This window comes from Gammaproteobacteria bacterium (ex Lamellibrachia satsuma), assembly GCA_019623805.1.
GTDB lineage: Bacteria > Pseudomonadota > Gammaproteobacteria > Chromatiales > Chromatiaceae > QGON01.
The window spans coordinates 2011583-2035933 of the sequence record CP053680.1; the positions used below are offsets into that span (position 1 = coordinate 2011583).

The following is a 24351-nucleotide window of genomic DNA, read 5'->3' on the forward strand; positions in this document are numbered from 1 at the left end:
CGACCAGCTTATCAGGGAAAACCCGAACAAATCAGGGGCTTCTCAAGCCCTATTAAAACAGCGTATTATTGTATTAGTTATTAATAAGGTTATTTCCATGGAACACAAATTCGGTAAACCCAACAAACCCGTACTGAATGCCGAGACGGCCGAATTCGATACCCTGTTTGCCACTGACGACGACATCGACCGTGCCTCCCGCTCTCTGAAGGCCATGTCCCATCCGTTGCGACTGAAGATCCTCTGTACCCTGGGTGATCAGGAGATAAGCGTCCAGGAGATCGTCGATCAGGTCGGCACGTCCCAGAGCAATATCTCGCAGCATCTTGCCATCCTGCGCGACAAAGGCATTCTCGCCTCACGAAAAGATGCCAACCGGGTCTACTACCGGGTCAGTGATTTTCGCACTTTGCGGCTGATCGGCATGATGCGCGAAGTCTTCTGCACTCACGCCTGATTCTTCTCGCCATACGCAGTTTTTCAGCTCCGGGTTACCCCGGAGCTTGTTCCTGTTATACACTTCCCCACTTTCCAAACTCTTTCTGGTTTATTAGAGGCCCCTGAATGCTGCAACAACTCATCGAGTTCTCCACCAACCACCTGATCCTGGTGCTGGCACTGTTGGCGGTTGGCGGGCTACTGGTCCATAACCTGCTGCAGGGCAACAAGGGCGCCGTTGATCCGACCGGCGCCACTGTAATGATCAACCATCAGGATGCTGTGGTGCTTGACGTTCGTCCCTCCGCCGATTTCCACAAAGGCCATATCATCAACGCCATCAACATTCCCATGAACGGTTTTGCCAACCAACTCGGTTCTCTGGAAAAACACAAGAACCAGCCGATCATCGTCAGCTGCCGCTCCGGCGCCCAATCCGCAGGCGCGTGCCAAACACTGCGCAAAGCGGGATTTGAACAGGCTTTTAATCTGCGCGGCGGCATCCTGGCGTGGCAAAGCGCCAACCTGCCGGTAACGCGCAAAAAATAATTTATTCACGAATACGAAGGAATCAGCACCATGTCCGAAGCGAAACAAGAGCAGCCGAACCGAGAGCTCTCTATACAACGCATCTATCTGAAAGACGTCTCTTTTGAAACTCCGAACTCTCCGTCTGTCTTCCAGCAGGAGTGGAAACCCGAGACCAACGTCAACATGAATACCGAGGTCAACACCTTGAGCGAGAACGTCTATGAAGTCGTTCTCAATGTTACCGTAACCACCAAGGTCGGCGAGCAGACAGCCTATCTCACGGAAGTGCAACAAGCGGGCATCTTCTCCATCAGCGGCTTTTCGGATCAGGAGATGGGCGCGGTTGTCGGCTCTTACTGCCCCAATCTGCTCTTCCCCTATGTGCGTGAAGCGATCTCCGACATGGTTACCAAGGGCAGTTTCCCGCAGATGATACTGCAGCCTGTCAATTTTGATGCCCTCTATGCCCAGCACCAGCAGGAACTGGCGAAAAAAGTGGCGGAAAACGACAGTGGTCAGACCCATTAAGCCATCTGACATCGCCATCGCCGTACTGGGAGCTGGATCCTGGGGCACAGCCCTGGCTATTCTGCTCAGCCACAATCAGTACGATGTGCGACTCTGGGGACACATCCCCGAGGAGATCGAACGCCTGCAGCAGGATCGCCAGAACCAACAGTTTCTGCCCGACATTCCATTTCCGGAATCTCTGAGACCGGAAACCGATCTCGACAAGACGCTGTCCGGAGTATCAGAAGTGCTGGTGGCTGTGCCAAGCCATGCCTTTAGTACTGTTGTACAGACCATTGCACCACTGCTGGCGCCTGACGTCGGCGTCTCCTGGGCAACCAAGGGATTCGAGCCCGGCACCCAGCGTCTGCTCTCCGATGTCGCCACCGACATCCTGCAACGTCCGGAACTTGCGGTCATCTCTGGCCCCACCTTTGCCGGCGAAGTCGCTCGCGGCCTGCCCACAGCAGTCACCGTCGCTTCGGAATCCAGCGCCCACGCAGAGAGAGTCGCCGCCTATCTGCACGCACCCTGGTTTCGCGCCTACACCAGTCACGACATCACCGGCGTACAGGTCGGCGGCGCCAGCAAGAATGTATTGGCCATTGCCGCCGGCATTGCCGACGGCCTCGGTTTCGGCGCCAACACCCGTGCCGCGTTGATTACCCGTGGTCTCGCAGAGGTCATGCGGCTTGGCCAGTCCCTCGGGGGCAAGACGGAAACCTTCATGGGACTGGCTGGCCTCGGCGACCTGGTACTCACCTGCACCGATAACCAATCGCGCAATCGGCGCATGGGGCTTGCCCTCGCCCGTGGCCTGACAATCGCGCAGGCAAAAGAGGAGATCGGCCAGGAAGTGGAGGGTGTACAGACCGCCTCCGAGGTCTACCAGCTTGCCCGCAAGATGGACGTTGAAATGCCGATCTCGGAGCAGGTCTACAAGGTGCTCTATGAAGGCTTGCCGCCGAAGGAGGCGGTTCACAGCCTGCTCGATCGACGACAGAGGGCTGAGGACTAGCCCGTTCGCTCCTGAAAACGCGGTAAAGGTTAGAGCGTAGGGTGCGCCCTACCAAGATCCTCTGAATAACTAAACAGCACCCACAAAATCCTGCTGCCGCCAAGCCTCGTAGAGAATAATGGCAACGGCGTTGGAGAGATTGAGACTGCGATTTTGCGGTTGCATCGGAATACGCAACAGGTTTGAATCGTCCAGTTCATCCAGCAGTGGCTGAGGCAGGCCTCGGCTTTCCGGCCCAAAGAGCAGGGCATCGCCCGGTGCAAACCCTACATCGGCGTAGGCACGCCTACCCTTGGTTGTACAGGCAAAAAGACGGCTTGGAGCAACCTTCTGCAGGAAGGCCTGCAGCGAGGCGTGTTCCTGCAACTCCGCCCATTCATGGTAATCGAGTCCGGCCCGGCGCAGGCGCTTGTCGTCGAGTTCGAAACCCAGCGGGTGGATCAGGTGCAAATGGCTACCGCTATTTGCACAGAGGCGTATGATATTACCGGTATTTGGTGGAATCTCCGGTTCGTATAGAACAATGTGGAACATTCTGCTCCGTGTGACCTCAAGTTAGAAACAGATGCAAGTGACGATGACCCAAACTGACCCATCCCCCCTGGCGATAGAATTCTGCGGCATGCCCTTCAGCACCCCAATCGTGCTGCTCTCCGGCTGTGTCGGTTTTGGCGAAGAGTACACGCGAGTCAAAGGTTTTAGCAACCGCGACGCTGGTGCAGTCTGCCTCAAGGGGACGACCCTGGAGCCCCGCCTCGGCAACCGGCCTCACCGGGTCTACGAGACGCCTGCAGGTATGCTCAACGCCATCGGCCTGCAAAATCCCGGGGTGGACAAGGTGGTGAATGAGATCCTGCCCAGCCTCGATTTCAGCGAAACCCGCTTCATCGCCAATGTCTCAGGCTCTTCGGTGGAGGAGTATCACGAGGTCACGCGGCGCTTCGATGACTCCCCCATAGACGCCATGGAGATCAACATCTCCTGCCCCAACGTAAAGGAGGGCGGCGTCGCCTTCGGCAACGATCCCGCCATGTCAGCCCGGGTCGTGGAGGCCTGCCGCAAGGCCACCAACAAACCACTGATCACCAAGCTCTCACCCAATCAGACCGACATCGCCGGCAACGCAAAGGGCTGCATCGAGGCCGGCAGCGACGCCTTCTCGGTGATCAACACCCTGATGGGCATGGCCATCGACATCGAAAGCCGCACACCGGTCATTGGCAACAATCAGGGTGGACTCTCCGGCCCTGCCATCAAACCGGTTGCCCTGCTCAAGGTTCACCAGGTCTATCAGGTTTGCCGGGATCACAATATCCCGATAATCGGACAGGGCGGTATCACCACGCCGGAAGATGCCATTGAATTCATCATCGCCGGGGCCAGCGCCATAGGTATAGGTACAGCGCTCTTCTACGATCCGCTGATCTGCAGCAAGATCAATAACGGCATCGAGGCGTATCTAAATCGGCACGAACTGCCCTCTGTGGACCGGCTGGTCGGAACCCTGCAACTCCACCAGCAACCGGCACCCAAGTGCGGCTGCTGAGCTTAACCGCCGACACGATGCCATGGCAGTAACCGGCCAACATCCGCCAGCCGAAATTCTCGGCAAGCTCCACCCCTTGGAGGGGCTAAGTGAAGATCAGCTGAAGCTGCTCTCCCATGCGCTCCATCTGCGAACGGAGATCCGTGGCAAGAAACTCCTTTCGATGGGGTCCAGGGACGCCTTCAGCCTCTATCTGCTAAAAGGCCGGGTAAAACTGGAAACTGCCGATGGCCACGCCTCTGAGATTGAAGCCGGTTCAGTTCAGGCGATGAACCCGATCGCTCATCTGATTCCCAGACAATACGATGTCACGGTAGTTACACCTATTGTATATTTTCTCATCGACAACCGTCTCCTGGACGGCTTGACCAATGACAGCCTTGAAACCCTGGCAAGTGTAGAGCTCGCCTCAATCAACGGCCAATACGAAAAAGGCGAAACAGAAAACCGTCTCTCCCAGGCATTGCTGGCGGATCTGCAAAACGACCGGTTGATCCTTCCCAGTCTGCCCGATGTTGCCATCAAAGTCGGGCGCGCCATCGAAGACGAGGATACCGACGCCGAGCACCTGGCCAGGATAATCCAGTCCGATCCGGTTATCACCACAAAACTGATCCGCGCAGCGAACAGTGCACTCTATGCCGGCCTGTCGCCCTCCGCCAGCTGTACTGCCGCCATCATCCGTCTGGGAAACACCACCACGCACAAGCTGGTTCTCACCTTTGCCCTGCGCGAACTCTTCAAAGCACACTCCAGAGTGCTGCAGGACGAGATGCGTAAACTATGGAAACACAGTACGCAGGTGGCTGGCATCTGCTTCGTACTGGCCAAACTTTCACAACGCTTCAATCCGGAACACGCATTGCTGGCGGGACTTCTGCACGACATAGGTGAAGTGGCCATCCTGAGTTATGCAGAGAATTTTCCCGAAATCGCCAACAACGGGCAGCAGCTGGAACAGGTGATGAAGGATATGCGCGGAGTGATCGGATGCCACATCCTGACCGCATGGGGTTTCCTTGAGGATCTGGTTGTCGTTACCCGAGAGGCGGAGGAGTGGACCAGAGAGCACCCTGAAGAAGCTGACTACACCGATCTGGTGATTGTGGCGCAACTCCATAGTTACATTGGCACCCCGGAAATGAAAACCCTGCCGACACTCGACAGGGTACCTGCATTTCAAAAACTCGATATCGGCGATCTCACCCCCGAACTGAGCATCCAGATTCTGGAAAATGCCGCCGACCAGATTGCCGGCGCTCAGGCGCTACTTAACAGTTGATTCCCATCAGCATCAGTAAAACTGATCCGAATTTTTCTATCTGTCGGAATTTTTAACACCCTGTTACGGAACTGGTTCACAGAAATAGTTACTGCGCCAGAGCAGCCTGCCTATCAACAGCATAAATCACTTAATTAACAATAAGATAGGGCAACATCAGGTGGATAGAGTTAATGTGCTGTTCTGTCGGGTCTTTTTACAGTCAATTGTAATAAAAACTCACAATATTCTTTAATTTTATTGGAAAACAATGCGTTAGAAAGTCTGGCACGGGAACTGCATCTAACCGTTTGCAACCTTTTGTGACTACTCAAAAATAAATAAAGCGAGATTATAGATGAACATTAAAAACATCATTACAGGCGTCATCTGCAGCACTGCGCTGATTGCCGGTTCCGCATCAGCGGCGCTCTACGAATTCAACCATGGTGAGCTGAGCACCTGGACAATCATCGATAACGATAGCGATCTGAATACCGATCCCAACGTTTGGATCTCCACCGGAGTCAACGCACAGGGCGAGTTTAACGCTTTTTGGGAAGAGGCTGCTGGCGGCGGACTGGCGATGGCTGACGAGTACTCCGTTGCCTACTTCGGTGCCGATGGCGGCAGCTTTGACCTGAGCGGTTTCGACGGTATCACGCTGAACTTTGAAAACAGCTCTGACATGACAGCGCATGGCGTTGACTTCAGCCTGTGGGTTCGCGATCAGGACGGCAACATCACTGAGAGTGCCTCCATTTCCGTAGGAAAAAATGACACCGAGTCCAACTCTTTGTCCTTCGCCAGCATTGCAGGTTTCGATGCTGCCAATATCCTGGGCATGGGTTTCAGCGTTGGTTACGACTTCAGCGATGACAATCGTATCCCCGGCCAGATCCACGGCATCGTGCCTGAGCCTGCCGCTCTCGCCCTGATGGGCCTGGGCCTGCTGGGTCTTGGTGCTACCCGTCGCCGTAAGAGCTAAGCAATAGCCACTTCGCTTCTAGCGATCTGAACAAACCCCGCTTCGGCGGGGTTTGTTTTGCCTGGAAGAAAAATTGTCGTATGGGTCACCGACCCTCCTCAATCGCCCCCTCTCAATCTGGCCGACATTCTCTTCTCTACCAACGGCTAGCAGTAAACAATTCCTTCGCCTGTGAGCAAAGTGACAGGCTCATGCTAGCGGAGCAGTAGCTCGATTTGTTGCCCTACACGATGGCATGATCCGCTACAGAAGTTAGGATTAGAGGCCATATTGTGTCTTAGGAAATCGAAAACCGCTCAATGCCAAGGTACTGGATGACTTCTGGGTCTTGAGAATGGCCACCCGTCAGGAAGTCTTTTTACCAGGAGGTATCTGGTGAAGGTCGAGAGTGATTCGATGGTCGACAGCCTTGAGGTGAGAAGCCCACTTTCGCGATCACCATCTGGTGGAGTTTGCTAACAGATTGCCGACCGAATTCAAAATTTGGGACAGGGTGTGAAAGCGTCTCTGTTGAAACGGCCGTTGAATGGGCTGGCGCAAGGCGACATTGACAGTTGTGACAAGCAGGGTTTTGTTATGCCGCTGAAGCATTGGCTGAGCGATAAACATCCGGGTTTATCTCGGGAGAGGCAGCTTTCAGGCGAACCACCATCCAAATTTATTGGTCCTGACACTGTTCAGCATCTAGAGGTTTGGTAAAGCTTTTCTGCATTGCCTTCCAAGTGCTGCGATCTGTAGGCTTGATCAGGCTTGCTTTAGTTTCGCATTTCCCAACAAAAAAACACTAAGATAATAAGCTGGTTTCTCTCCAGTCCTTGCATCTCAGAGGCGAAACCGCGCGCCTCAATTTTTCTTCCAGGCAAAACAAACCCCGCCGAAGCGGGGTTTGTTCAGATCGCTAGAAGCGAAGTGGCTATTGCTTAGCTCTTACGGCGACGGGTAGCACCAAGACCCAGCAGGCCCAGGCCCATCAGGGCGAGAGCGGCAGGCTCAGGCACGATGCCGTGGATCTGGCCGGGGATACGATTGTCATCGCTGAAGTCGTAACCAACGCTGAAACCCATGCCCAGGATATTGGCAGCATCGAAACCTGCAATGCTGGCGAAGGACAAAGAGTTGGACTCGGTGTCATTTTTTCCTACGGAAATGGAGGCACTCTCAGTGATGTTGCCGTCCTGATCGCGAACCCACAGGCTGAAGTCAACGCCATGCGCTGTCATGTCAGAGCTGTTTTCAAAGTTCAGCGTGATACCGTCGAAACCGCTCAGGTCAAAGCTGCCGCCATCGGCACCGAAGTAGGCAACGGAGTACTCGTCAGCCATCGCCAGTCCGCCGCCAGCAGCCTCTTCCCAAAAAGCGTTAAACTCGCCCTGTGCGTTGACTCCGGTGGAGATCCAAACGTTGGGATCGGTATTCAGATCGCTATCGTTATCGATGATTGTCCAGGTGCTCAGCTCACCATGGTTGAATTCGTAGAGCGCCGCTGATGCGGAACCGGCAATCAGCGCAGTGCTGCAGATGACGCCTGTAATGATATTTTTAATGTTCATGTGTCTCTCCGTTGAGAAAATTCGTAATTTGCCTAAACAGATGCACCCAACGTGCCAATTTATATAAGCCTATGATTTACATATAGAAAACAATTTCTCAGAAGACCAAACGTCAACTCTTTGTAAAATTATCCGACATGTGACATTTATTGACACTCCTGAAAAACCAGCATTAACCCAGTGTATTTATTAAGTTTTTTAAAACCGCCCTAAAAATACAAATAATATTCCTCTTCAAAATGTAAAAAACCCATTACGGACTGTAAAAAATTCCGACAAGCCTGGCATTGCCGGGTATGCTCTGGGAGCACCCCTTGCAAGTCCAACCCCTATTTTTCCGGTTCAGGCCCCAGGAAATCGGCAACGACCCTTGTCTCATCGCTGCTACTAAGAATGATCTTCACGATCATGGTCAGGGGTACCGACAGGAACATGCCCACCGGACCCAGGATCCAGCCCCAGAATACCAGAGAGAGGAATACGATCAGCGGGGAGAGTCCCAGACCACGCCCCATGAAACGGGGCTCGATCACATTGCCAACCAGATTGTTGACCACCAGGTAGCCAACTGCGACCCAGAGTGCAGCCCCTACACCCAGCTGGATCAAGGCAAGCAACACCACAGGTATCGCTGCAATGATAGAGCCGATATTGGGTATATAGTTAAAGAGGAAAGCCACGGTTCCCCAAAGGATCGGATAATCCACACCCAACACCTGCAGCCAGACAGCAATGATCACGCCGGTCAGCAGGCTGGTTGAAGTCTTGATCGACATGTAGCGCTTGATATCCGAAGTAATCTTTTCGATATGGCTCAGCGCAACTTCAGGGTCTTTGATAAATAGATGTAGTTTGCGGCGGAATCCTGCAGCTTCGACCAGGATAAAAATGACCGTGATAAGGATGAAAAGCGCTTCGGTCAGTACATTACCCAGACTGCTCAGGACTTTTCCGGCCATCGCCATGGCCTTTCCTGTATCAAAATAGGTAGTCAGCGTACGCTCATCAACCTCCACACCCTGTTCACCCATCCAGACCAGAAAGCTTTGGCTTTGAGCCGCCAGCCGCTCCTGGTATTTCGGCAGGTTATTGATGAAGTCGTTCAGCGAACCTCCCACAAGCCAGCCCAACAGCAAGCCTGTGCCGACAATGCCCAAGATCACGATCAACAACGCCAGTGCGGTTGGAATGCCTCTCTGCTTGAGGAGAAACAGGGGCGGTGCGGCTATCACGGAGATAAAGAGCGCCAGCAGAAAGGGCACCAGCAGCGAAACTGCGGCTTTCATTCCCGCTACCAGCACCACAAAGGCGGCGGCCAGCAGCAGAAAGCGTGAGGTTGGAGATAATTGCGAATTTCCTTGCATTGGTGTTCCTCTACTCAGCCACTCTAACCGCATATTGTGCGCAGGTTCGCACCCTTGGTCGTCACATCAACTTGAGCTACTTAGTGTCCGCCTGAAAATCCATAGTTAACCGCAAAGAACACGAAGAGCGCGAAGGTAAAGGATTGATTAACAATAAAATATCTTCGTGTACTTCGTGGTAAAAAAGGTATTTCCGGTCAAACACTATTTAAATAGAGGCACAGGAGTCTGCAACTGCCAGAGTTTTTTCGATTCATCGTACTTCCAGACCTGCTGATCGACGATCGTTCTGACCACTGGACGCTCATCAAAAGTGTATTGAATATCGGCAATCTGTACCGCAGTCGTCTCATCGAGCATTGTCGGCCCCTGAACCACCTCGTAACTCGTAACCCTCAGATCAGCGCTGACCGGCGGGGGTGGATCACCTGCAGCATCTAGGGCGCGGAAACCCTGGGCACTGTCCACACTGCCCCAGCGAATAGCACCTTCATACCGGCGTAGCGTATCCTCCAACGCCGATACCTGCTTGTGTTCATCCATGGTCTTACATCCGCCCAACACCAGCAGTAATATCAAGCTCAGCTGAATCACTCTTTTTAACATTCCAACCCCCGCTTCTCTCTGATTCCGGCGATGTCAGATAAGACTACCCGATTCATCTCATAGCAACTACATATTCGTCAGGCGATTGATATCCGCGCCTGGACATATTTTGATCGAAAAACCACCAACCACGGCCCTGCGATACCCTGTGCATTCTCCTTATCACTGGTATGATGCCGCTTTCAGAAATCACCTGGCAAACAGAGATGACTGCAGGGCAACAGGAACCACAGATTGATATCGAGCTGGATGGCAGCCGGATTACCCTGCTGGGCACCGCGCACGTATCACGCGCCAGTGCAGAGAAGGTAACGGAGCTGCTCAAGAGCGGAGAGTACAATGCCGTCGCAGTGGAACTCTGCCCCAGTCGCTATAACGCCCTGCTAAACCCCGACGCCCTTGCGAAGATGGACCTCTTCAAAGTCGTGCGCGAGGGACGGGTACCCCTGGTGATGGCAAGCCTGGCCCTTGGTGCCTATCAACAACGGCTGGCTGACCAGTTCGGCATAGAACCCGGCGCAGAACAGCGTGAAGCGATCCGCATTGCCCGCGAGGCAAACCTGCCACTATTGCTCATCGACCGGGAGATCGGCGTCACCCTGAAGCGGGTCTCCCGTAATCTGGCCTGGTGGAAACGCTTCGGCCTCTTCGCTGGGCTGCTCGCCACTATCGTCTCCAAAGAGGAGGTGGATGAGGCCGAGATCGAACGTCTCAAAGAGGGCGACATGCTGGAGACCACCTTCGCGGAGTTTGCTGAAGACCGGCAGGACCTCTACCTCCCACTCATCGACGAACGGGATCGCTATATGTCGGCCCGGCTACGTGAGGAGATCGAACAGGCAGGACATGAAAACCTGCTGGTGGTCATCGGCGCAGGACACATGCAGGGCATCGCCGGATATTTGGAGACAGAGCAGGATCCCCCAAAAAAGATCATCGAAAACCTCGAACGGATTCCCAAACCAAGCCGCTGGCCAAAACTGATCCCCTGGGCAATCGTCGCCCTGGTGATGGTGGGTTTTTTGATCGGCTTCATGCGCAGTCCGGAACTCGGCTGGCAGCTGGTGATGGACTGGGTACTCATCAACGGCGGCCTCTCAGCCCTTGGCGCACTATTGGCCGCTGCCCACCCCATAACGGTGATCACCGCATTTCTGGCAGCCCCGATCACCTCTCTCAACCCCACCATCGGCGCAGGCATGGTTACCGCCGGCATGGAGATCTTTCTGCGCAAACCCACGGTGGCCGATTTTGGCGCGCTGCGCAACGATACCACTTCTCTCAAAGGCTGGTGGCGCAACCGGGTCTCCCGCATTCTGCTGGTCTTTTTCCTGAGCACACTGGGGTCGGCAGTCGGCACCTATCTGGCGGGATTTCGGATATTTGAACGGTTGGCGGGTTAGGACTGCGTAAAACGTAGGGTGCGCCGCGCGCACCATGATTGCTGTATCTGCTCATTCTGGTGCGCACTGCGCACCCTACCGGCTACGCGTCACATCACAGCCTTGATCGCCTCCAGCCGCAATACCCGGATCGCGTCACCCACCGCCTTGCCCGGTTTCATTCGCTTCAATTCCTCTTTATCAATCTGTGTCGCTGCCTGAAACAGATCGTTGAAACGCGACGCCTGGGGATAGGACCGCTCCTCAAACCCTCCTCGTCCACGATAATCCGCCTCGCAGACCAGCAGAAAACGCGCAACGTTCTCCGGCTGGCGAAAGGCGTCCAGTCCCTCCAGCACCTTCAATACTGTACCCGGTCTCAAATCATCCAGGCGGTGGATGTGGCCATGGTAGGTTGCACAACGCTCAGCAAGAAGACGGTAGTGAGTCGGCACTCTGAGCCGCTCACACAATAACCGGATGATTCGCGCGCCGCGCCCTTCATGCCCGTGATGGCTGGGCAGAATCTCCGCCGATGTGTTCCCTTTCCCCAGATCGTGGGTCAGCGCGGCAAAACGCACCAGGGGATCATCGGACAGACGGGCCGCCATCACCAGGGCCATCAGCGTATGCAGACCGGTATCGATCTCAGGATGCCATTTGGGCGGCTGCGGCACACCCCAGAGGCAATCGAGCTCAGGGAATAACGCGGCAAGGGCACCACATTGCCGCAGGGTTTCAATAAAAAGGTTGGGATTCGGCAGCAGCAATGCTTTCTCCAACTCCTGCCAAACCCGTTCCGGCGCCACTGTTTCAAGGGAGCCGGCCGCGCTGATCTCCCGCATCAGAGACAACGTCTCAGGGGCGATCTGAAATCCGAGACCACAGTATTTCGCCATGAAACGGGCGACCCGCAAGACCCGGACCGGGTCTTCACTGAAAGCCGGGGAGACATGCCGCAAGCACTTTGCCCGCAGATCACGGCGCCCCTGAAAAGGGTCGAAAATCTCCCCCGTTTCACTCTCGGCTATCGCATTGATGGTGAGATCACGACGCGCCAGATCCTCTTTCAAGGTGACATCCGGGGCGGCGTGAGGTTCAGGAAAACGGCTACCTGAAACAGGATTTCGCAGGGTACGGGCCAGCGCATACTCTTCACTGGTCTGAGGATGGAGAAAAACGGGGAAATCCTTGCCCACCTGTTTGAAGCCCCATTCCAGCATCATCTGCGGGGTGGCACCCACTACCACATAGTCCCGCTCAACCACCGGCAGTCCGAGCAGTCTGTCACGCAGGGCGCCGCCGACAAGGTAGACCTCCATCAACGTCCGTTTCGTGCCTGTTGCAGTGTTTTCCGTGCCGCCTCAACGGCTGCCTCTTCCTGCTTGATGCGTTCGAAATACTCGGGGCGGATACGACGACCCCCGCCAGCCGTGGATTGACGATCCTCATCCCGCAGGATCTTAGCATCGCCCAACCTGGCCTCCGCCGCCTGCAAATTCCGTTCGGCTTCACTGATATTGACGGCACGCTGCTGATCTCCTGACTGCCGTTGACGCCCGGCCTTGTTGGCGGCATCTCTGATCTCTTTCTCCCGAGCCTGGGTCTCCCGCTTTGCTTCCTCGGATGGCCCGGACGGCATCTTTACCATATCCGACCGACCCTTTCCCGGCGCGTCGGAATAGGTCACCTGCCCCGACTCATCCACCGAACGATAGACGGTTTCCGCATATGCCACCGAGAAAACCGGCAACAACAGCAAACAAAACAGTAAGTGTTTGATCATGACCATGGCCCTTGCAAAATTCTGTGCAAAACGGTTAGCTGATTGCCCGATCCGCAAGCTTGATCGGGCCTACGTCTGTTTCGGGGACAGACGTCTTAAGTTTACCCCGTTCAGAGCGATTCCGCTTGAAGACGCTGTCAGCAGAAAGAGACTCTGTAACAAAAACCCAGGAACAAAAACCCTCTCCGGGCAGAAAAAGCACTTTCGTTATCTGTAAAGGCTGCTACATTTATTCTCAATCGGAAATGTCGGAAAATTGTCGAATTGCAATTTTCCCAAATCGGTCGTCACAGACATAAGGAGTAGAGCGGATGAATGACTATGCCGAAAAGCGTGACTTTTTGCGGATGAACATCGAATGCCCGGCCCGTTTCCGCATCGTTGGAGGGAAAAATGTCTCCGCTGCAGTGGTCAAGAATCTGAGCAGCACCGGCATACTGCTGGAGTCTGAGCAATCACTCGAGCCAGGCACCCAGCTTGCAGTGGAGATCATGCCGGGAAAGACTATCACGCCGCCGCTATCCGCCGAAGCATGCGTCATAAGAAGCTATCCGTCGGATGAGGGCAACTTCAATATCGCCTGCAACATTGAACGCATTCTCAAGGATCACGAAGTCCACGCCGACTTCCCCTGATCGAGTACGGCAAACCCTCCCCCTCCCCCAAAGATTTTCCATTCAGGGGGCAGAATTCCCTGCCCCTCAACGAAATTTTCCGGTCGTTTCACTTGCTACCTTTTTCATCTTTGAATAACCTCTGAATCTGCTTGAGAACCCTCACTGCGTCCCCCTTTTGAATTGGGCTACAATAGGCCACTCCCTCGAAGAGATTGATGCTTTCGAGAACTGTTTTTACCCCAATCGGCAGCCTGATGAACGAACAGCCAGTTCAGCGTATTCGCGAGATCCCCTACAACTACACCTCCTTTTCAGACCGTGAGATCGTTATCCGTTTTCTCGGCGAGGAGATGTGGCGCATTATCGAGGCACTGCGAGGCTCTCGCCGCACCGGTCGCTCCGCCCGTATGCTGTTCGAGGTGCTTGGGGATATGTGGGTTATCACTCGCAACCCCTATCTGCAGGACGACCTGCTGCAAAACCCGGAACGCCGCCGGGCATTGATAAACGCATTGACTCACCGGCTCGATCAGTTCGAATCGCGGGCCAATGACAATGCTCAGGCGCTTACGCTGCTAGAGGCCGCGCGCAGTGCCGTCAGCACCTTCTCCAGTCTGTTCGAGCAGCAAATCGAACTGCGCCGCAGGACCCAACGCAACCTGATCGGCCTGACCCGCAAGGACAATATCGATTTCAGCGGCCTGGCACGGGTCGCTCACGCCACCGACGCCACCGACTGGCGCGTCGAGATCCCCTTTGTGGTCATCACCCCCGATACGGAGGAGGAAGTCGCCCCTGTCGTGCGCGCCTGCATAAACTCAGGCCTCACCCTCATTCCCCGTGGCGGAGGCACCGGTTACACTGGCAGTGCAGTGCCCCTCGACCCTCACTGCGCGGTGATCAATACCGAAAAACTTGAGCAACTGGGCGCCATAGAGACCCTCTCACTGCCCGGTGTAAACGGCAAGGTACCCACCATCGCCAGCGGTGCCGGAGTTGTCACGCGCCGGGTCTCGGAGCTGGCGGAGGCGGACAGCCTCGCCTTCGCCGTCGATCCCACCTCCCAGGACGCCTCCACCATCGGCGGCAATATCGCCATGAATGCCGGCGGCAAAAAGGCGGTGCTCTGGGGCACCACCCTCGACAATCTGGCCAGCTGGCGCATGGTCACACCTGACGGGGAGTGGCTGGAGGTCGAGCGCCTCGACCACAATCTGGGCAAGATCCACGAGCAGGCGCGGGTGCGCTTCCGTATCTCCCGTTTCGACGCCGATCACAACCCTCTCACCGCCGATCCTGAGATCCTGGAGATACCTGGCTCCGCGTTCCGCAAGGCGGGGCTCGGCAAGGATGTCACCGACAAGTTTCTCTCCGGTCTGCCGGGGGTACAGAAAGAGGGCTGCGATGGCCTGATCACTTCCGCCCGTTTCATACTGCACCGTATGCCGGTGCAGGCGCGCACCCTCTGTCTCGAATTCTTCGGCAGCGACATCGGCCGGGCGGTGCCGTCCATCGTCGAGATCAAGGATTATCTCGACCAACAGCCCGATGTGCTGCTGGTTGGGCTGGAGCATCTCGACGAGCGTTACCTCAAGGCAGTCAAGTACTCCACCAAGGCACCCCGCAGGGAACGTCCCAAGATGGTACTACTCGCAGACATCGCCAGTGACGACGAAACAGCGGTGGAAGCGGCTGCCTCGCAAGTGGTGCGGCTTGCCAACGCCCGGGACGCGGAGGGCTTCATTGCCGTCAGTCCTGAGGCCCGTCGCAGTTTCTGGGTGGACCGGGCACGTACAGCCGCCATCTCAGCCCACACCAATGCGTTCAAGATAAACGAGGACGTGGTGATCCCCCTGGATCAGCTGGCGGACTACAGCCGGGGTGTGGAGCGGATCAATATCGAAGAGTCGGTCGGCAATAAGATTCGCATCGCCGATGCAGTGCTTGAGTGTCTGACCGGCGATTGTGGTCAGCGGCTGATGACCGACGAAAACGAACCGAGCGCAGAGAGCCACAAGATCCTGCAAGACAAGATCGACCTTGCACAGCAGGCAGTGAAACAGGCACGGGGGCGCTGGGAATTGATCCTGGCACAACTGGATGCTCCGGCAGCAGAGCATGCCCAGCTGCTCAGCGGCGACGAAAAGGAGCATATCCGGGAAGATGACCGGATCATCGACCTGTTGTTACGCCGCGACCTGCTGATCTCCTACCGTCGGGACATCGCCAGCCGTCTCGATGAGATATTTACCGGCCAGGATATGAGGCCGTTGCGCCATGCGCTGCGGGAGATCCATCAAGACATTCGTGGTACCCGCCTGTTCGTTGCCCTGCACATGCACGCCGGTGACGGAAACGTGCACACCAACATCCCCGTTCACTCCGACGACTATGAGATGCTGCACCAGGCCGACCGGATCGTCGACCGCATCATGGAACTCGCCACCTCGCTGGGCGGCGCCATCTCCGGCGAACACGGCATCGGCCTTACCAAACTGCAGTATCTCGAAACAGACAAACTCGATGCCTTTGCGGCCTATAAAAAACAGGTCGACCCCCAAGGCTGGTTCAACCGGGGCAAGCTCGCTGCAGACGCCAACCTGGAAAATGCCTATACGCCATCCCTGCGCCTGCTGGAGCAGGAAGCGATTATCCTGGAGGCAAGTGAACTCGGCGCCCTCAACGATGAGATCAAGCACTGCCTGCGCTGCGGCAAATGCAAGCCGGTCTGCATGACCCATATCCCACGCGCCAACCTGCTCTACTCGCCCCGCAACAAGATTCTCGGCACAGGGCTGATCATCGAGGCCTTCCTCTACGAGGAGCAGACCCGGCGCGGCGTCTCCCTGCAGCATCTCGGCGAGATGAACGACATTGCGGATCACTGTACCGTCTGTCACAAGTGCGAGAAACCCTGCCCGGTCAACATCGATTTCGGTGATGTCACCACCCGGATTCGTAAGATACTGGTGGATAAGGGGCAGAAAAAACGCAATCTCGGTGCCCAGGCCGCGATGACCTTTCTCAATATTTCCGACCCTCGCACCATCCGCTGGATGCGCAAAGGCATGGCTGACTGGGGTTTCAAGGGGCTCAGTCTCGGACACCGGCTTGCAGGCAACTTTGGCCTGCTGGGCAAGCCCGACAGGCTGCCCGTCAGCTCCACCGGCAAACCCTCACCCCGCACCCTGGCGGTAGAACTTGTCAGCCGCCCCATCCGGGTGAAACTGCAGACACAGACCCTGCGTGCCGCCTTGAATCTGGAGGACAAGACCACTGTCCCAATCTTAAGTGACCCCGCAAAAGTCACTGAGGAGAGCGATGCTGTCTTCTACTTTCCCGGCTGCGGCTCAGAACGTCTCTACAGTGAGATCGGCATGGCCACTCTGGCGATGCTCTACGAACTCGGCACCCAAACGGTACTGCCACCGGGTTACCTCTGCTGCGGTTATCCGCAAAACGCCGCTGGCCTGACCGATAAAGGACAGGCCATCACCACCGAAAACCGGGTGCTGTTCCATCGAATTGCCAACACCCTTAACTACATGGATATCAAGACGGTGATTCTCTCCTGCGGCACCTGCATGGATCAGCTGTTACAGTATCAGTTTGAAAAAATATTTCCCGGTTGCCGCCTGCTCGACATCCATGAATACCTTATGGAGAAAGGGGTTAAGCTATCCGGAGATCAGCCGACAAACTATCTATATCACGATCCCTGCCACAGCCCGATGAAGACCTACAATCCGGTGGCAGTAGCCTCTGCACTGACCGGCAAGGAGGTTCTGCTTTCAGACCGCTGTTGCGGCGAAGCCGGCACACTGGGGACCAGTCGGCCCGATATCGCAACCCAACTGCGCTTTCGTAAATCTGCCGAGTTGCACAAAGGCAAATCACTGCTGCCAAAAGGGGGGGGATGCAACGTAAAAATGCTGACTGCCTGCCCCGCCTGCCAGCAGGGACTCAGCCGCTATAGCGACGAGACCGGACTCAATGTTGAATATATCGTGGTAGAGACCGTGCGCCGCTTGCAAGGTGACTCATGGTATGACAACTTTCAGCGCACAATACAAAGCGGTGGTATTGAACGAATCCTGTTATAGGTTACCCAGCCCTGCACCCGCTGTGGAAAAATAACGCATGTCCAAATCACATAATGACCCGGCAAACATCAAATGCCTGAGACGCCCGTGGAGATTATTCATCCTGCTCGGGGGATCCCTGTTGCCTGGATCAACGATATTTGCCATGGAACCGATTCAACCCATTCCACAGCATATTGAGTATGACAAACAGAAGGCTGCTTTAGGAAAAAAGCTCTTTTTCGATCCCATTCTTTCTAAAGACCAGACCGTCTCTTGTGCCACTTGCCATGATCCTGAGACCGGTGGCGCGGACTACCGAACCGTTTCCGAAGGGATCTTCAACCGGCCGGGGCAGATGAATTCACCGACAGTTTTCAACTCCTATTTCAATTTCCGCCAGTTCTGGAACGGCCGTGCCAGCAACCTGGCCTCTCAGGTATCCGGTCCACTGCATAACCCTGTAGAGATGGGGCTGACCCTGGAGGAGGTGGACCTGCGACTCAATCAACACCCGGAATATCCTCGCCAGTTTAATTCCATCTACGGAAAACCCCGCGTCGACATAGACGATATGGCGGATGCCATTGCAGAATTCGAAAAGGCACTCTATACCCCCAACGCAAAATTCGACCGCTATCTGCGGGGTGAACTCGAACTGGATAAAGCCGCGCTGGACGGTTACCGGCTGTTCAAAAAGATCGGCTGCGCCGCCTGCCACAACGGTATCAATATCGGCGGCAACTCTTATCAATACCTGGGCGCCGTCATTCCTGTTGAATGGCGCAAGGATCAGGGTGATCTGCATCAACGCACCGGCGACCCTTTCGACAAGAATCGTTACAAGGTGCCCAGCCTGCGAAATATTGCACTAACGGGTCCCTATCTGCACGATGGCAGTGCCACGTCCCTGAACAAGGTATTGAAAAAGATGGCCTTTCACAATCTTGGTTTTGAGTTGTCGGAGGATCAGCTCACCCAGTTGATGGCCTTTCTCAATACTTTGACTGGCGATATGCCTGCCATCCTCGATACACCATGACTGTCACGGGAAATATCTATGCCGCCGTCCTTGCCGCGTTCTTCGTCGGTGCGCTATTCTTTTACACTGATTCCCAAACCAGCCGTCTGCTGCAGCTCCACTCCACAGTCTATGACACCATAGGTGACATCGAACGATTGGAAGAGCAGTTGGATCTCCATCTGCTCAAAGCCTCTTTCTTCATCTATTACAATTTTGACCATAGTCACAGCCAGCTTCGTAAGATCCGCAAACGCATTGGAGAGATTCGGGAGAACGCCTATCTGCAGGATCCGGCATTCGCTGAAACACTTGCCGGGTTCGGGCAGTACGAAGCCAAGCTGGCAGAAAAAGAGGAGTTGATTCTACGTTTTGCCACCATCAACTCATTGATACAAAACTCCACCACCCATATTCCCTCTCTTACTGCCCGCTATCTCAACCTTTTTGAGCAGAGTGACGGGCAATATTTCAATGAGCTCTCTCGCATCACCTCTGCTGTATTCCTTGCCTCTCGCAGCCTGGACAAGGACTTCCTTACAGAGTTGCGCCAAGGTGTGGAAATACTTCAGGAGTACCATTTCGAGAATGACGCCCAGGCCCGCTTTAACCTGGTATTCCTCTCCCATGCCAAGATCTTCCTGAAGTATCTCAGCCTCTACGGCGATACCCTACAGGCTGCACTTGAGATCGACACCCGAGGTACCTTACACCAGGCAAAACACCTCTTCCTGGAGATGAGCCTGAACAAAGCAGACCAGATAAATGGCATCTCCACCCTACTGGGTTTCGGCTTTATTCTCTCCATTTTCGTTATCATCTTTCTCCTTATGGGCACCGACAGAGAGCACAAAAAGCTCATCGCCCTGCATCGAAAACTGGAGGCCAGCGCGGCCACCGATACACTGACGCAGCTACCCAACCGGTTTGCGTTCGAGGCCACGCAGAAAACACCAGCCGATCATCCGACGCTGGTAATGCTCAATATTGACGGCTTCAAACACATCAATGACTTCTATGGGACAGCGGGCGGTGACGAGATCCTTACCCAGCTATCCAGGCAGCTGAAAACTCTGCTGCATACCCGCTCCGGCAGCCGTCTTTTTCGATTCGGCGCCGACGACTTTGGCGTGCTTATTTCCACGCTTGAAACTCAGGAGAGCCCGCTGAAACTCGCGCAAGATCTGATCAACTCTGTCGAGCGTAACAGTTTCGACATCCACGGACATGAGGTTCAGATCAGTCTTCGTGCAGGTTTGGCAAGTGAGCCCCCCTTGTTGGAGAGGGCCAACATGGCGCTGCAGCAAACCAAAAAACAACGCAACAAGGTCGTTCGATATGATGAATCACTGGGTATCGAAGAGAAGGTCGCCACAAACCAGCGCATCACCCGTCTGCTGAAAAATGCGGTGAGGCGAAACGCCGTCATACCGTTTTTTCAACCACTCTATAACAATGTGAGCAAACGGATTGAACACTATGAATGTCTGATGCGCATCCAGGATGAGAAGGGACAGCTACTCGCTCCCTTCGCCTTTATGCAAGTCGCCAAGGAGAGCCGCATCTACTCCGCGCTCAGCCGCATCATGCTGGAGAAGTGCCTCGACCGGTTTCAATCGAGCCACTACGCTTTTTCGGTTAATCTTGCCGTGGAGGATATCCTGGATCCTGAGATTCGAGAGTATCTCTTCGACCGCCTGAGCAGCGATCCTGATCTGGGTGAACGCATGACCATCGAACTGCTCGAAAGCGAGGAGGTGGCCGATTATGACGCCCTGAAATCCTTCCTCAGCCAGGCCCGGTCACATGGCTGCCATCTCGCCATTGACGATTTCGGCGCCGGTTACTCCTCTTTCAAACACATCCTGGAGCTGGAAGTGGATCAGCTCAAGATCGATGCCTCCCTGATCAGGGACCTCGATAGCGACCGTGAGGCCCAACTGCTGGTCAAGGCGATCGTGGATGTCGCCGGAGAGATCGGTATCAAAAGCACTGTGGCGGAGTTTGTCCACTCGCGTGCTGTATTTGAGAGGGTCCAAAACCTTGGCGTTGACTACGCCCAGGGTTACTTCATCGGCAAACCAGCGGAAGATCTGCTGGCGGATGAAAGGCCGGTTTTGGTGGAAGAGGTTTCGTAGGCTGGTTCAAGCGTAGCTGAACCGGTAGCCCAAGTGCTCCGTCAATTCGAGAACGTCCGATCTTCTGCGCCTGATCGGGCCTACGCTGACAGCAAGGTTTCCAGTTCCCTCAGACGACTCCGGGCATCCGGCATTTCGATACCTTCGGCTTCCCTCGCTTGCAACAAGTCTTTGCCCTGGGCACAGAGAGTCTCAATATGTACCGGGTCGAAGAGGGTAACCGCCGCTTCGAAATCATCCTGTGCCTCGCTTAGCAACACGGCGATCAACTCTTCCTCCTTTATCACTGAATCCGGTGACAGGAGGTCGGCAACCAGGGGAAACTCCAGCACCCCGTAGTGCAACTTGCGGGCCTCTTCCTCCTGCTCCAGCTCCTGGCGTGCCAGCGTGTCATTGCCCGCGCCTTTCCAGACCGCCTGCATGATCACCGCGATCAACTTTTTGATCGCCGCTTTGTTGTCCGACTGATTGTCGGTGAGACCACAGGCCGTTTCGTAGGATTTGTCCAGGCGCTCTTTAAGGCTGAGTATTACGTCGCTCTGCTCATGAGGTCCCAGGGCTATGGCTTCACCCACCAGTTTGCGCAGGTCGCCAATATAGGCCACCAGCTCCTCATGATCGAGTTTTTGCGCCTCTTCCAGGATCCCCGGGGTTAGTGAACGCTCACTCTTGGGAAACAGTAGATTTTCGTGTTTGCGCATCAGGTGCCGCTCGTGTCGGCCCGGCAATTGACTGAACAGCAGTTGCATAGCTTTCTCAGTTAAATAGTGTAAGTACTAACATCCCTGATCCACGCCCATATCCATCTCAGGATTGATCGCCTCATAGAGGGAGGAGTAGTCATCCTCGGCATGACCGTTGGAGCGGCCCTTTTCAAACACCCGCAACATAGCTTCCGGCAGCCCGGCGTCGATACCGGTCTTCTCGGCCACCTGTTGAAACAGGGCCAGATCCTTGATTAGGTGTTTGAGGGGAAAGTTGGGACTGGCGTAGTCGTGTTCCAGCATCTTGGAGAGTTTTTTATCGAAGGTCGGCGCATAGAGGGCGCTTTCGCGCAGCAGTTCCATGAAGACTTCCACGTCGACCCCTTCCGACCGTACCAGACCCAGGCTGAGTGAAAAACCGGCGGTCAATGAGGCAATAAGCTGGTTCATAGCCAGCTTCATGGCCGCACCCTGTCCAAGGAAACCGACATGCTGTACCTGTTTGCCCAAACAACGCAGCAGAAGCAGTCCGCGCTGGTAGTTTTCGTCAGAGCCTCCGGCCATGACGATCAGGTTACCCGAGCGGGCTTCCGGGATGCTGCCCAGGACCGGCGCCTCCAGGTAGTCGCCACCCGCAGCCTCCACGGCAGCGCCTATCTCACGGCTCTCCTCAGGCGCCACAGTACCCATCTGCAGTACCAGTTTTCCCGCCAGTTCCGCGCTGATACTGCTCTGCAACAAGACTTCCCGGATTGCCGGGGCATCGCTCAAGGCGAGACAAATGACATCCGCCACTTTAATTGCCTTGCGTAGATCCGCCTCTACCTCGAGTCCGACCTCTTTGGCTGTCTCAAGGCGATCCGGGGAACGATTCCAGGCCACCACAGCGTGCCCGCAATGTTGCAGGCGCTCGGCCATAGGCTGTCCCATCAGTCCCAGGCCCAGTACTGTAATCTTCATCGATTTTCGCCCATCAGTATCACTTGAGCTACTGTACAGTTTCAGACTTGGTGATAAGGTTTGCTCAGATCATGCACCGCTTCAATAAAAGCACCGGCATGCTCCGGATCTATCTCAGGGTGGATACCATGTCCCAGATTGAAGACATGTCCTGAACCTTTTCCGTAACTCGCCAGCACCTTTCCTACCTCTTCGCGAATGCGTTCAGGTGAGGCATAGAGCGTGCAGGGATCCATGTTGCCCTGCAGTGCAACCTTGTCGCCAACTCTGCGCCGGGCGTCCGCCAGACTGAGGGTCCAGTCGACACCCAGGGCATCACACCCGGTTTCCGCCATCTGCTCCAACCAAAGTCCACCGCCTTTGGTGAACAGGATCACCGGCACCTTGCGTCCCTCGGATTCACGGGTCAGCCCCTGGATGATCTGTTCCATATATTTCAGGGAGAAGGCGTCGTAGTGCTGCGGGGTCAAGGCACCGCCCCAGGTATCGAAGATCATGACTGCTTGGGCACCGGCTGCAATCTGGGCATTGAGATAGGCGGTCACCGATTCTGCGATTTTCCCCAGCAGGGTGTGCATCAGCTCGGGGCGATCGAACATCATCCCCTTTACCTTGGCAAAATTTTTGGTGCCACTCCCCTCCACCATGTAGGTGGCAAGCGTCCAAGGACTGCCACTGAAACCGATCAGAGGGACCCGGCCGTCGAGTTCCCGGCGAATGGTGCGCACCGCATCCATCACGTAACCCAGGTCATCCTCCATATCCGGTACACCCAAGGCGTTGACCGCGGCCTCATCCTGCACGGGCCTTTCAAATCTGGGACCCTCCCCTTCCGTGAAATAGAGCCCAAGGCCCATCGCATCCGGGACAGTAAGGATATCGGAGAAGAGGATCGCCGCATCCAGCGGGTAGCGGTCCAAGGGCTGGAGGGTAACTTCACAGGCCAGTTCGGGATTACGGCAGAGATCCATGAAACTGCCGGCACGGGCACGAGTGGCCTTGTATTCAGGCAGATAACGCCCAGCCTGTCGCATCATCCACACAGGAGTCACATCCACCGGTTCGCGCAGCAATGCACGCAGCAGTCTATCGTTTTTCAGGATACTCACGCGAAATTCCTTTGGTACATTTCATTATAGATTTGCGCGAATTGTACACGGAATGTGAACGCGGAGGGAGGTGTCATCAACGTGGTAACGCTCCACTGCCGAATCAAGGCATGGAGCGGAAGATCAACGTATCAGGCCCTTGCAGTGCAAAATCCCCATCAATATCTGTTTGTGTCGCAAGAACCTTTCGGGATCCACCGCCACGCAGCCAACGCCAAACAGACCCACTGTTCCTATCGATTTCTGGCAACCCTGCAGGGCCCAGCTCCCCTCATCCAAGGCCTTTTTTCCCAGATCCTTCTCCAACATGCTGAATAACCGGCTGCACTTCATCAACAGGTGTTTGGCATCTTGGCTGTGGCAGAGATTCTCCTGCACTGCCGAGAGACACCGTACCAGCTCTGCAGCCACCGCCTGTTGCAGTGTAAGCTGAATGCCCTTTATGTCTCTTCTTTTCAGTGCCCGTTCCAAGTCACTCATCAGGCCTGGCGCATGCTCACGGTCAAGGTGGCGAAACGCATAGGCATTGCGAGCCACCACTGCGCCAGCGACTGCGAAATCATCCCGACCGAGCGCTGTCAGTACCGCTTGTCTAGCATGCAGCACCGGCTCTTTTCGCCTGGACACAGTTGGTGCAAATAGAAACGGCGCAACGTTTGGCATCACTCTTCGTTGTAATCTCATGCGAAATAATCTCCAACCAACCGTCTAAAAGCACTCAGGATCGCTGACCCAACCTC

The 24351-nt window shown here is 55.2% G+C and carries 22 protein-coding genes; 12 read left to right on the top strand and 10 right to left on the bottom strand.

Features of this window, described 5'->3' with window-relative positions:
* Positions 1–133: 133 nt before the first annotated feature.
* The 4 genes from HPY30_08605 (at position 134) to HPY30_08620 (ending at position 2497) form a co-directional block, all read left to right on the top strand.
* Entirely contained in the window at positions 134–457 is a 324-nt protein-coding gene (locus HPY30_08605) for a winged helix-turn-helix transcriptional regulator (protein ID QYZ67968.1), read from the top strand.
* A 110-nt stretch (positions 458–567) separates the two neighbouring features.
* Positions 568–987, top strand: coding sequence for a rhodanese-like domain-containing protein (locus tag HPY30_08610; protein ID QYZ67969.1), 420 nt, complete (start codon positions 568–570; stop codon positions 985–987).
* 30 nt (positions 988–1017) lie between these two features.
* Positions 1018–1497 carry a protein-export chaperone SecB gene (gene secB, locus HPY30_08615; GenBank protein ID QYZ66044.1) on the top strand — a complete coding sequence of 160 codons (480 nt, stop codon included), beginning with the start codon at positions 1018–1020 and terminating at the stop codon, positions 1495–1497.
* Positions 1433–2497, top strand: coding sequence for an NAD(P)-dependent glycerol-3-phosphate dehydrogenase (locus tag HPY30_08620; protein QYZ66045.1), 1065 nt, complete (start codon positions 1433–1435; stop codon positions 2495–2497). Before secB ends, HPY30_08620 begins: the two co-directional genes overlap by 65 nt.
* 69 nt (positions 2498–2566) lie before the next feature.
* Here the strand turns inward: HPY30_08620 and trmL are convergent, their stop codons facing one another.
* Positions 2567–3031 (bottom strand): tRNA (uridine(34)/cytosine(34)/5-carboxymethylaminomethyluridine(34)-2'-O)-methyltransferase TrmL, encoded by a 465-nt coding sequence (gene trmL / locus HPY30_08625; protein ID QYZ66046.1) that lies wholly within the window; start codon positions 3029–3031, stop codon positions 2567–2569.
* A 37-nt stretch (positions 3032–3068) separates the two neighbouring features.
* Here trmL and HPY30_08630 point away from each other — a divergent pair, with 37 nt between their 5' ends.
* The 3 genes from HPY30_08630 to HPY30_08640 all read left to right on the top strand — a co-directional run bounded on the left by HPY30_08630 (position 3069) and on the right by HPY30_08640 (position 6292).
* On the top strand, positions 3069–4043 hold the full coding sequence (locus HPY30_08630) for a dihydroorotate dehydrogenase (GenBank protein QYZ66047.1): 975 nt from the start codon (positions 3069–3071) through the stop codon (positions 4041–4043).
* A gap of 22 nt (positions 4044–4065) precedes the next feature.
* On the top strand, positions 4066–5325 hold the full coding sequence (locus HPY30_08635; GenBank protein QYZ66048.1) for an HDOD domain-containing protein: 1260 nt from the start codon (positions 4066–4068) through the stop codon (positions 5323–5325).
* Positions 5326–5662: 337 nt separating this feature from the next.
* Entirely contained in the window at positions 5663–6292 is a 630-nt protein-coding gene (locus HPY30_08640) for a PEP-CTERM sorting domain-containing protein (GenBank protein ID QYZ66049.1), read from the top strand.
* Positions 6293–7212: 920 nt separating this feature from the next.
* Here HPY30_08640 and HPY30_08645 read toward each other — a convergent pair.
* The 3 genes from HPY30_08645 to HPY30_08655 form a co-directional block, all read right to left on the bottom strand.
* The gene (locus HPY30_08645; protein QYZ66050.1) at positions 7213–7842 is read right to left on the bottom strand and encodes a PEP-CTERM sorting domain-containing protein; all 630 of its coding nucleotides are present in this window, start codon (positions 7840–7842) and stop codon (positions 7213–7215) included.
* Positions 7843–8171: 329 nt separating this feature from the next.
* Entirely contained in the window at positions 8172–9206 is a 1035-nt protein-coding gene (locus tag HPY30_08650; GenBank protein ID QYZ66051.1) for an AI-2E family transporter, read from the bottom strand.
* Between the two features lie 204 nt (positions 9207–9410).
* Positions 9411–9812, bottom strand: a complete 402-nt coding sequence (locus HPY30_08655; protein QYZ66052.1) for an asparagine synthetase — start codon at positions 9810–9812, stop codon at positions 9411–9413.
* A gap of 206 nt (positions 9813–10018) precedes the next feature.
* Here HPY30_08655 and HPY30_08660 point away from each other — a divergent pair, with 206 nt between their 5' ends.
* Positions 10019–11215: a TraB/GumN family protein gene (locus HPY30_08660; GenBank protein ID QYZ66053.1), complete on the top strand. Its 1197-nt coding sequence runs from the start codon at positions 10019–10021 to the stop codon at positions 11213–11215.
* 89 nt (positions 11216–11304) lie between these two features.
* Here the strand turns inward: HPY30_08660 and HPY30_08665 are convergent, their stop codons facing one another.
* Both HPY30_08665 and HPY30_08670 read right to left on the bottom strand, forming a co-directional pair.
* Complete coding sequence (locus HPY30_08665) at positions 11305–12516, bottom strand: multifunctional CCA addition/repair protein (GenBank protein QYZ67970.1); 1212 nt, start codon at positions 12514–12516, stop codon at positions 11305–11307.
* Entirely contained in the window at positions 12516–12986 is a 471-nt protein-coding gene (locus tag HPY30_08670; protein QYZ66054.1) for a DUF4124 domain-containing protein, read from the bottom strand. The genes HPY30_08665 and HPY30_08670 overlap by 1 nt, the downstream gene beginning before the upstream one ends.
* A 305-nt stretch (positions 12987–13291) precedes the next feature.
* Here HPY30_08670 and HPY30_08675 point away from each other — a divergent pair, with 305 nt between their 5' ends.
* The 4 genes from HPY30_08675 (at position 13292) to HPY30_08690 (ending at position 20838) form a co-directional block, all read left to right on the top strand.
* Complete coding sequence (locus HPY30_08675) at positions 13292–13615, top strand: PilZ domain-containing protein (protein QYZ66055.1); 324 nt, start codon at positions 13292–13294, stop codon at positions 13613–13615.
* A gap of 236 nt (positions 13616–13851) precedes the next feature.
* On the top strand, positions 13852–17700 hold the full coding sequence (locus HPY30_08680) for a DUF3683 domain-containing protein (GenBank protein QYZ67971.1): 3849 nt from the start codon (positions 13852–13854) through the stop codon (positions 17698–17700).
* Positions 17701–17737: 37 nt separating this feature from the next.
* Positions 17738–18721, top strand: a complete 984-nt coding sequence (locus HPY30_08685) for a c-type cytochrome (protein ID QYZ66056.1) — start codon at positions 17738–17740, stop codon at positions 18719–18721.
* Complete coding sequence (locus HPY30_08690) at positions 18718–20838, top strand: EAL domain-containing protein (GenBank protein QYZ66057.1); 2121 nt, start codon at positions 18718–18720, stop codon at positions 20836–20838. The genes HPY30_08685 and HPY30_08690 overlap by 4 nt, the downstream gene beginning before the upstream one ends.
* Positions 20839–20918: 80 nt before the next feature.
* Here HPY30_08690 and HPY30_08695 read toward each other — a convergent pair whose 3' ends face one another.
* The 4 genes from HPY30_08695 to HPY30_08710 form a co-directional block, all read right to left on the bottom strand.
* Positions 20919–21539, bottom strand: coding sequence for a hypothetical protein (locus HPY30_08695; GenBank protein QYZ67972.1), 621 nt, complete (start codon positions 21537–21539; stop codon positions 20919–20921).
* Positions 21540–21614: 75 nt separating this feature from the next.
* Positions 21615–22502: an NAD(P)-dependent oxidoreductase gene (locus HPY30_08700; protein QYZ66058.1), complete on the bottom strand. Its 888-nt coding sequence runs from the start codon at positions 22500–22502 to the stop codon at positions 21615–21617.
* 41 nt (positions 22503–22543) lie between these two features.
* On the bottom strand, positions 22544–23611 hold the full coding sequence (gene hemE / locus HPY30_08705) for a uroporphyrinogen decarboxylase (protein QYZ66059.1): 1068 nt from the start codon (positions 23609–23611) through the stop codon (positions 22544–22546).
* A 123-nt stretch (positions 23612–23734) separates the two neighbouring features.
* Positions 23735–24295: a hypothetical protein gene (locus HPY30_08710; protein ID QYZ66060.1), complete on the bottom strand. Its 561-nt coding sequence runs from the start codon at positions 24293–24295 to the stop codon at positions 23735–23737.
* Positions 24296–24351 lie beyond the last annotated feature (56 nt).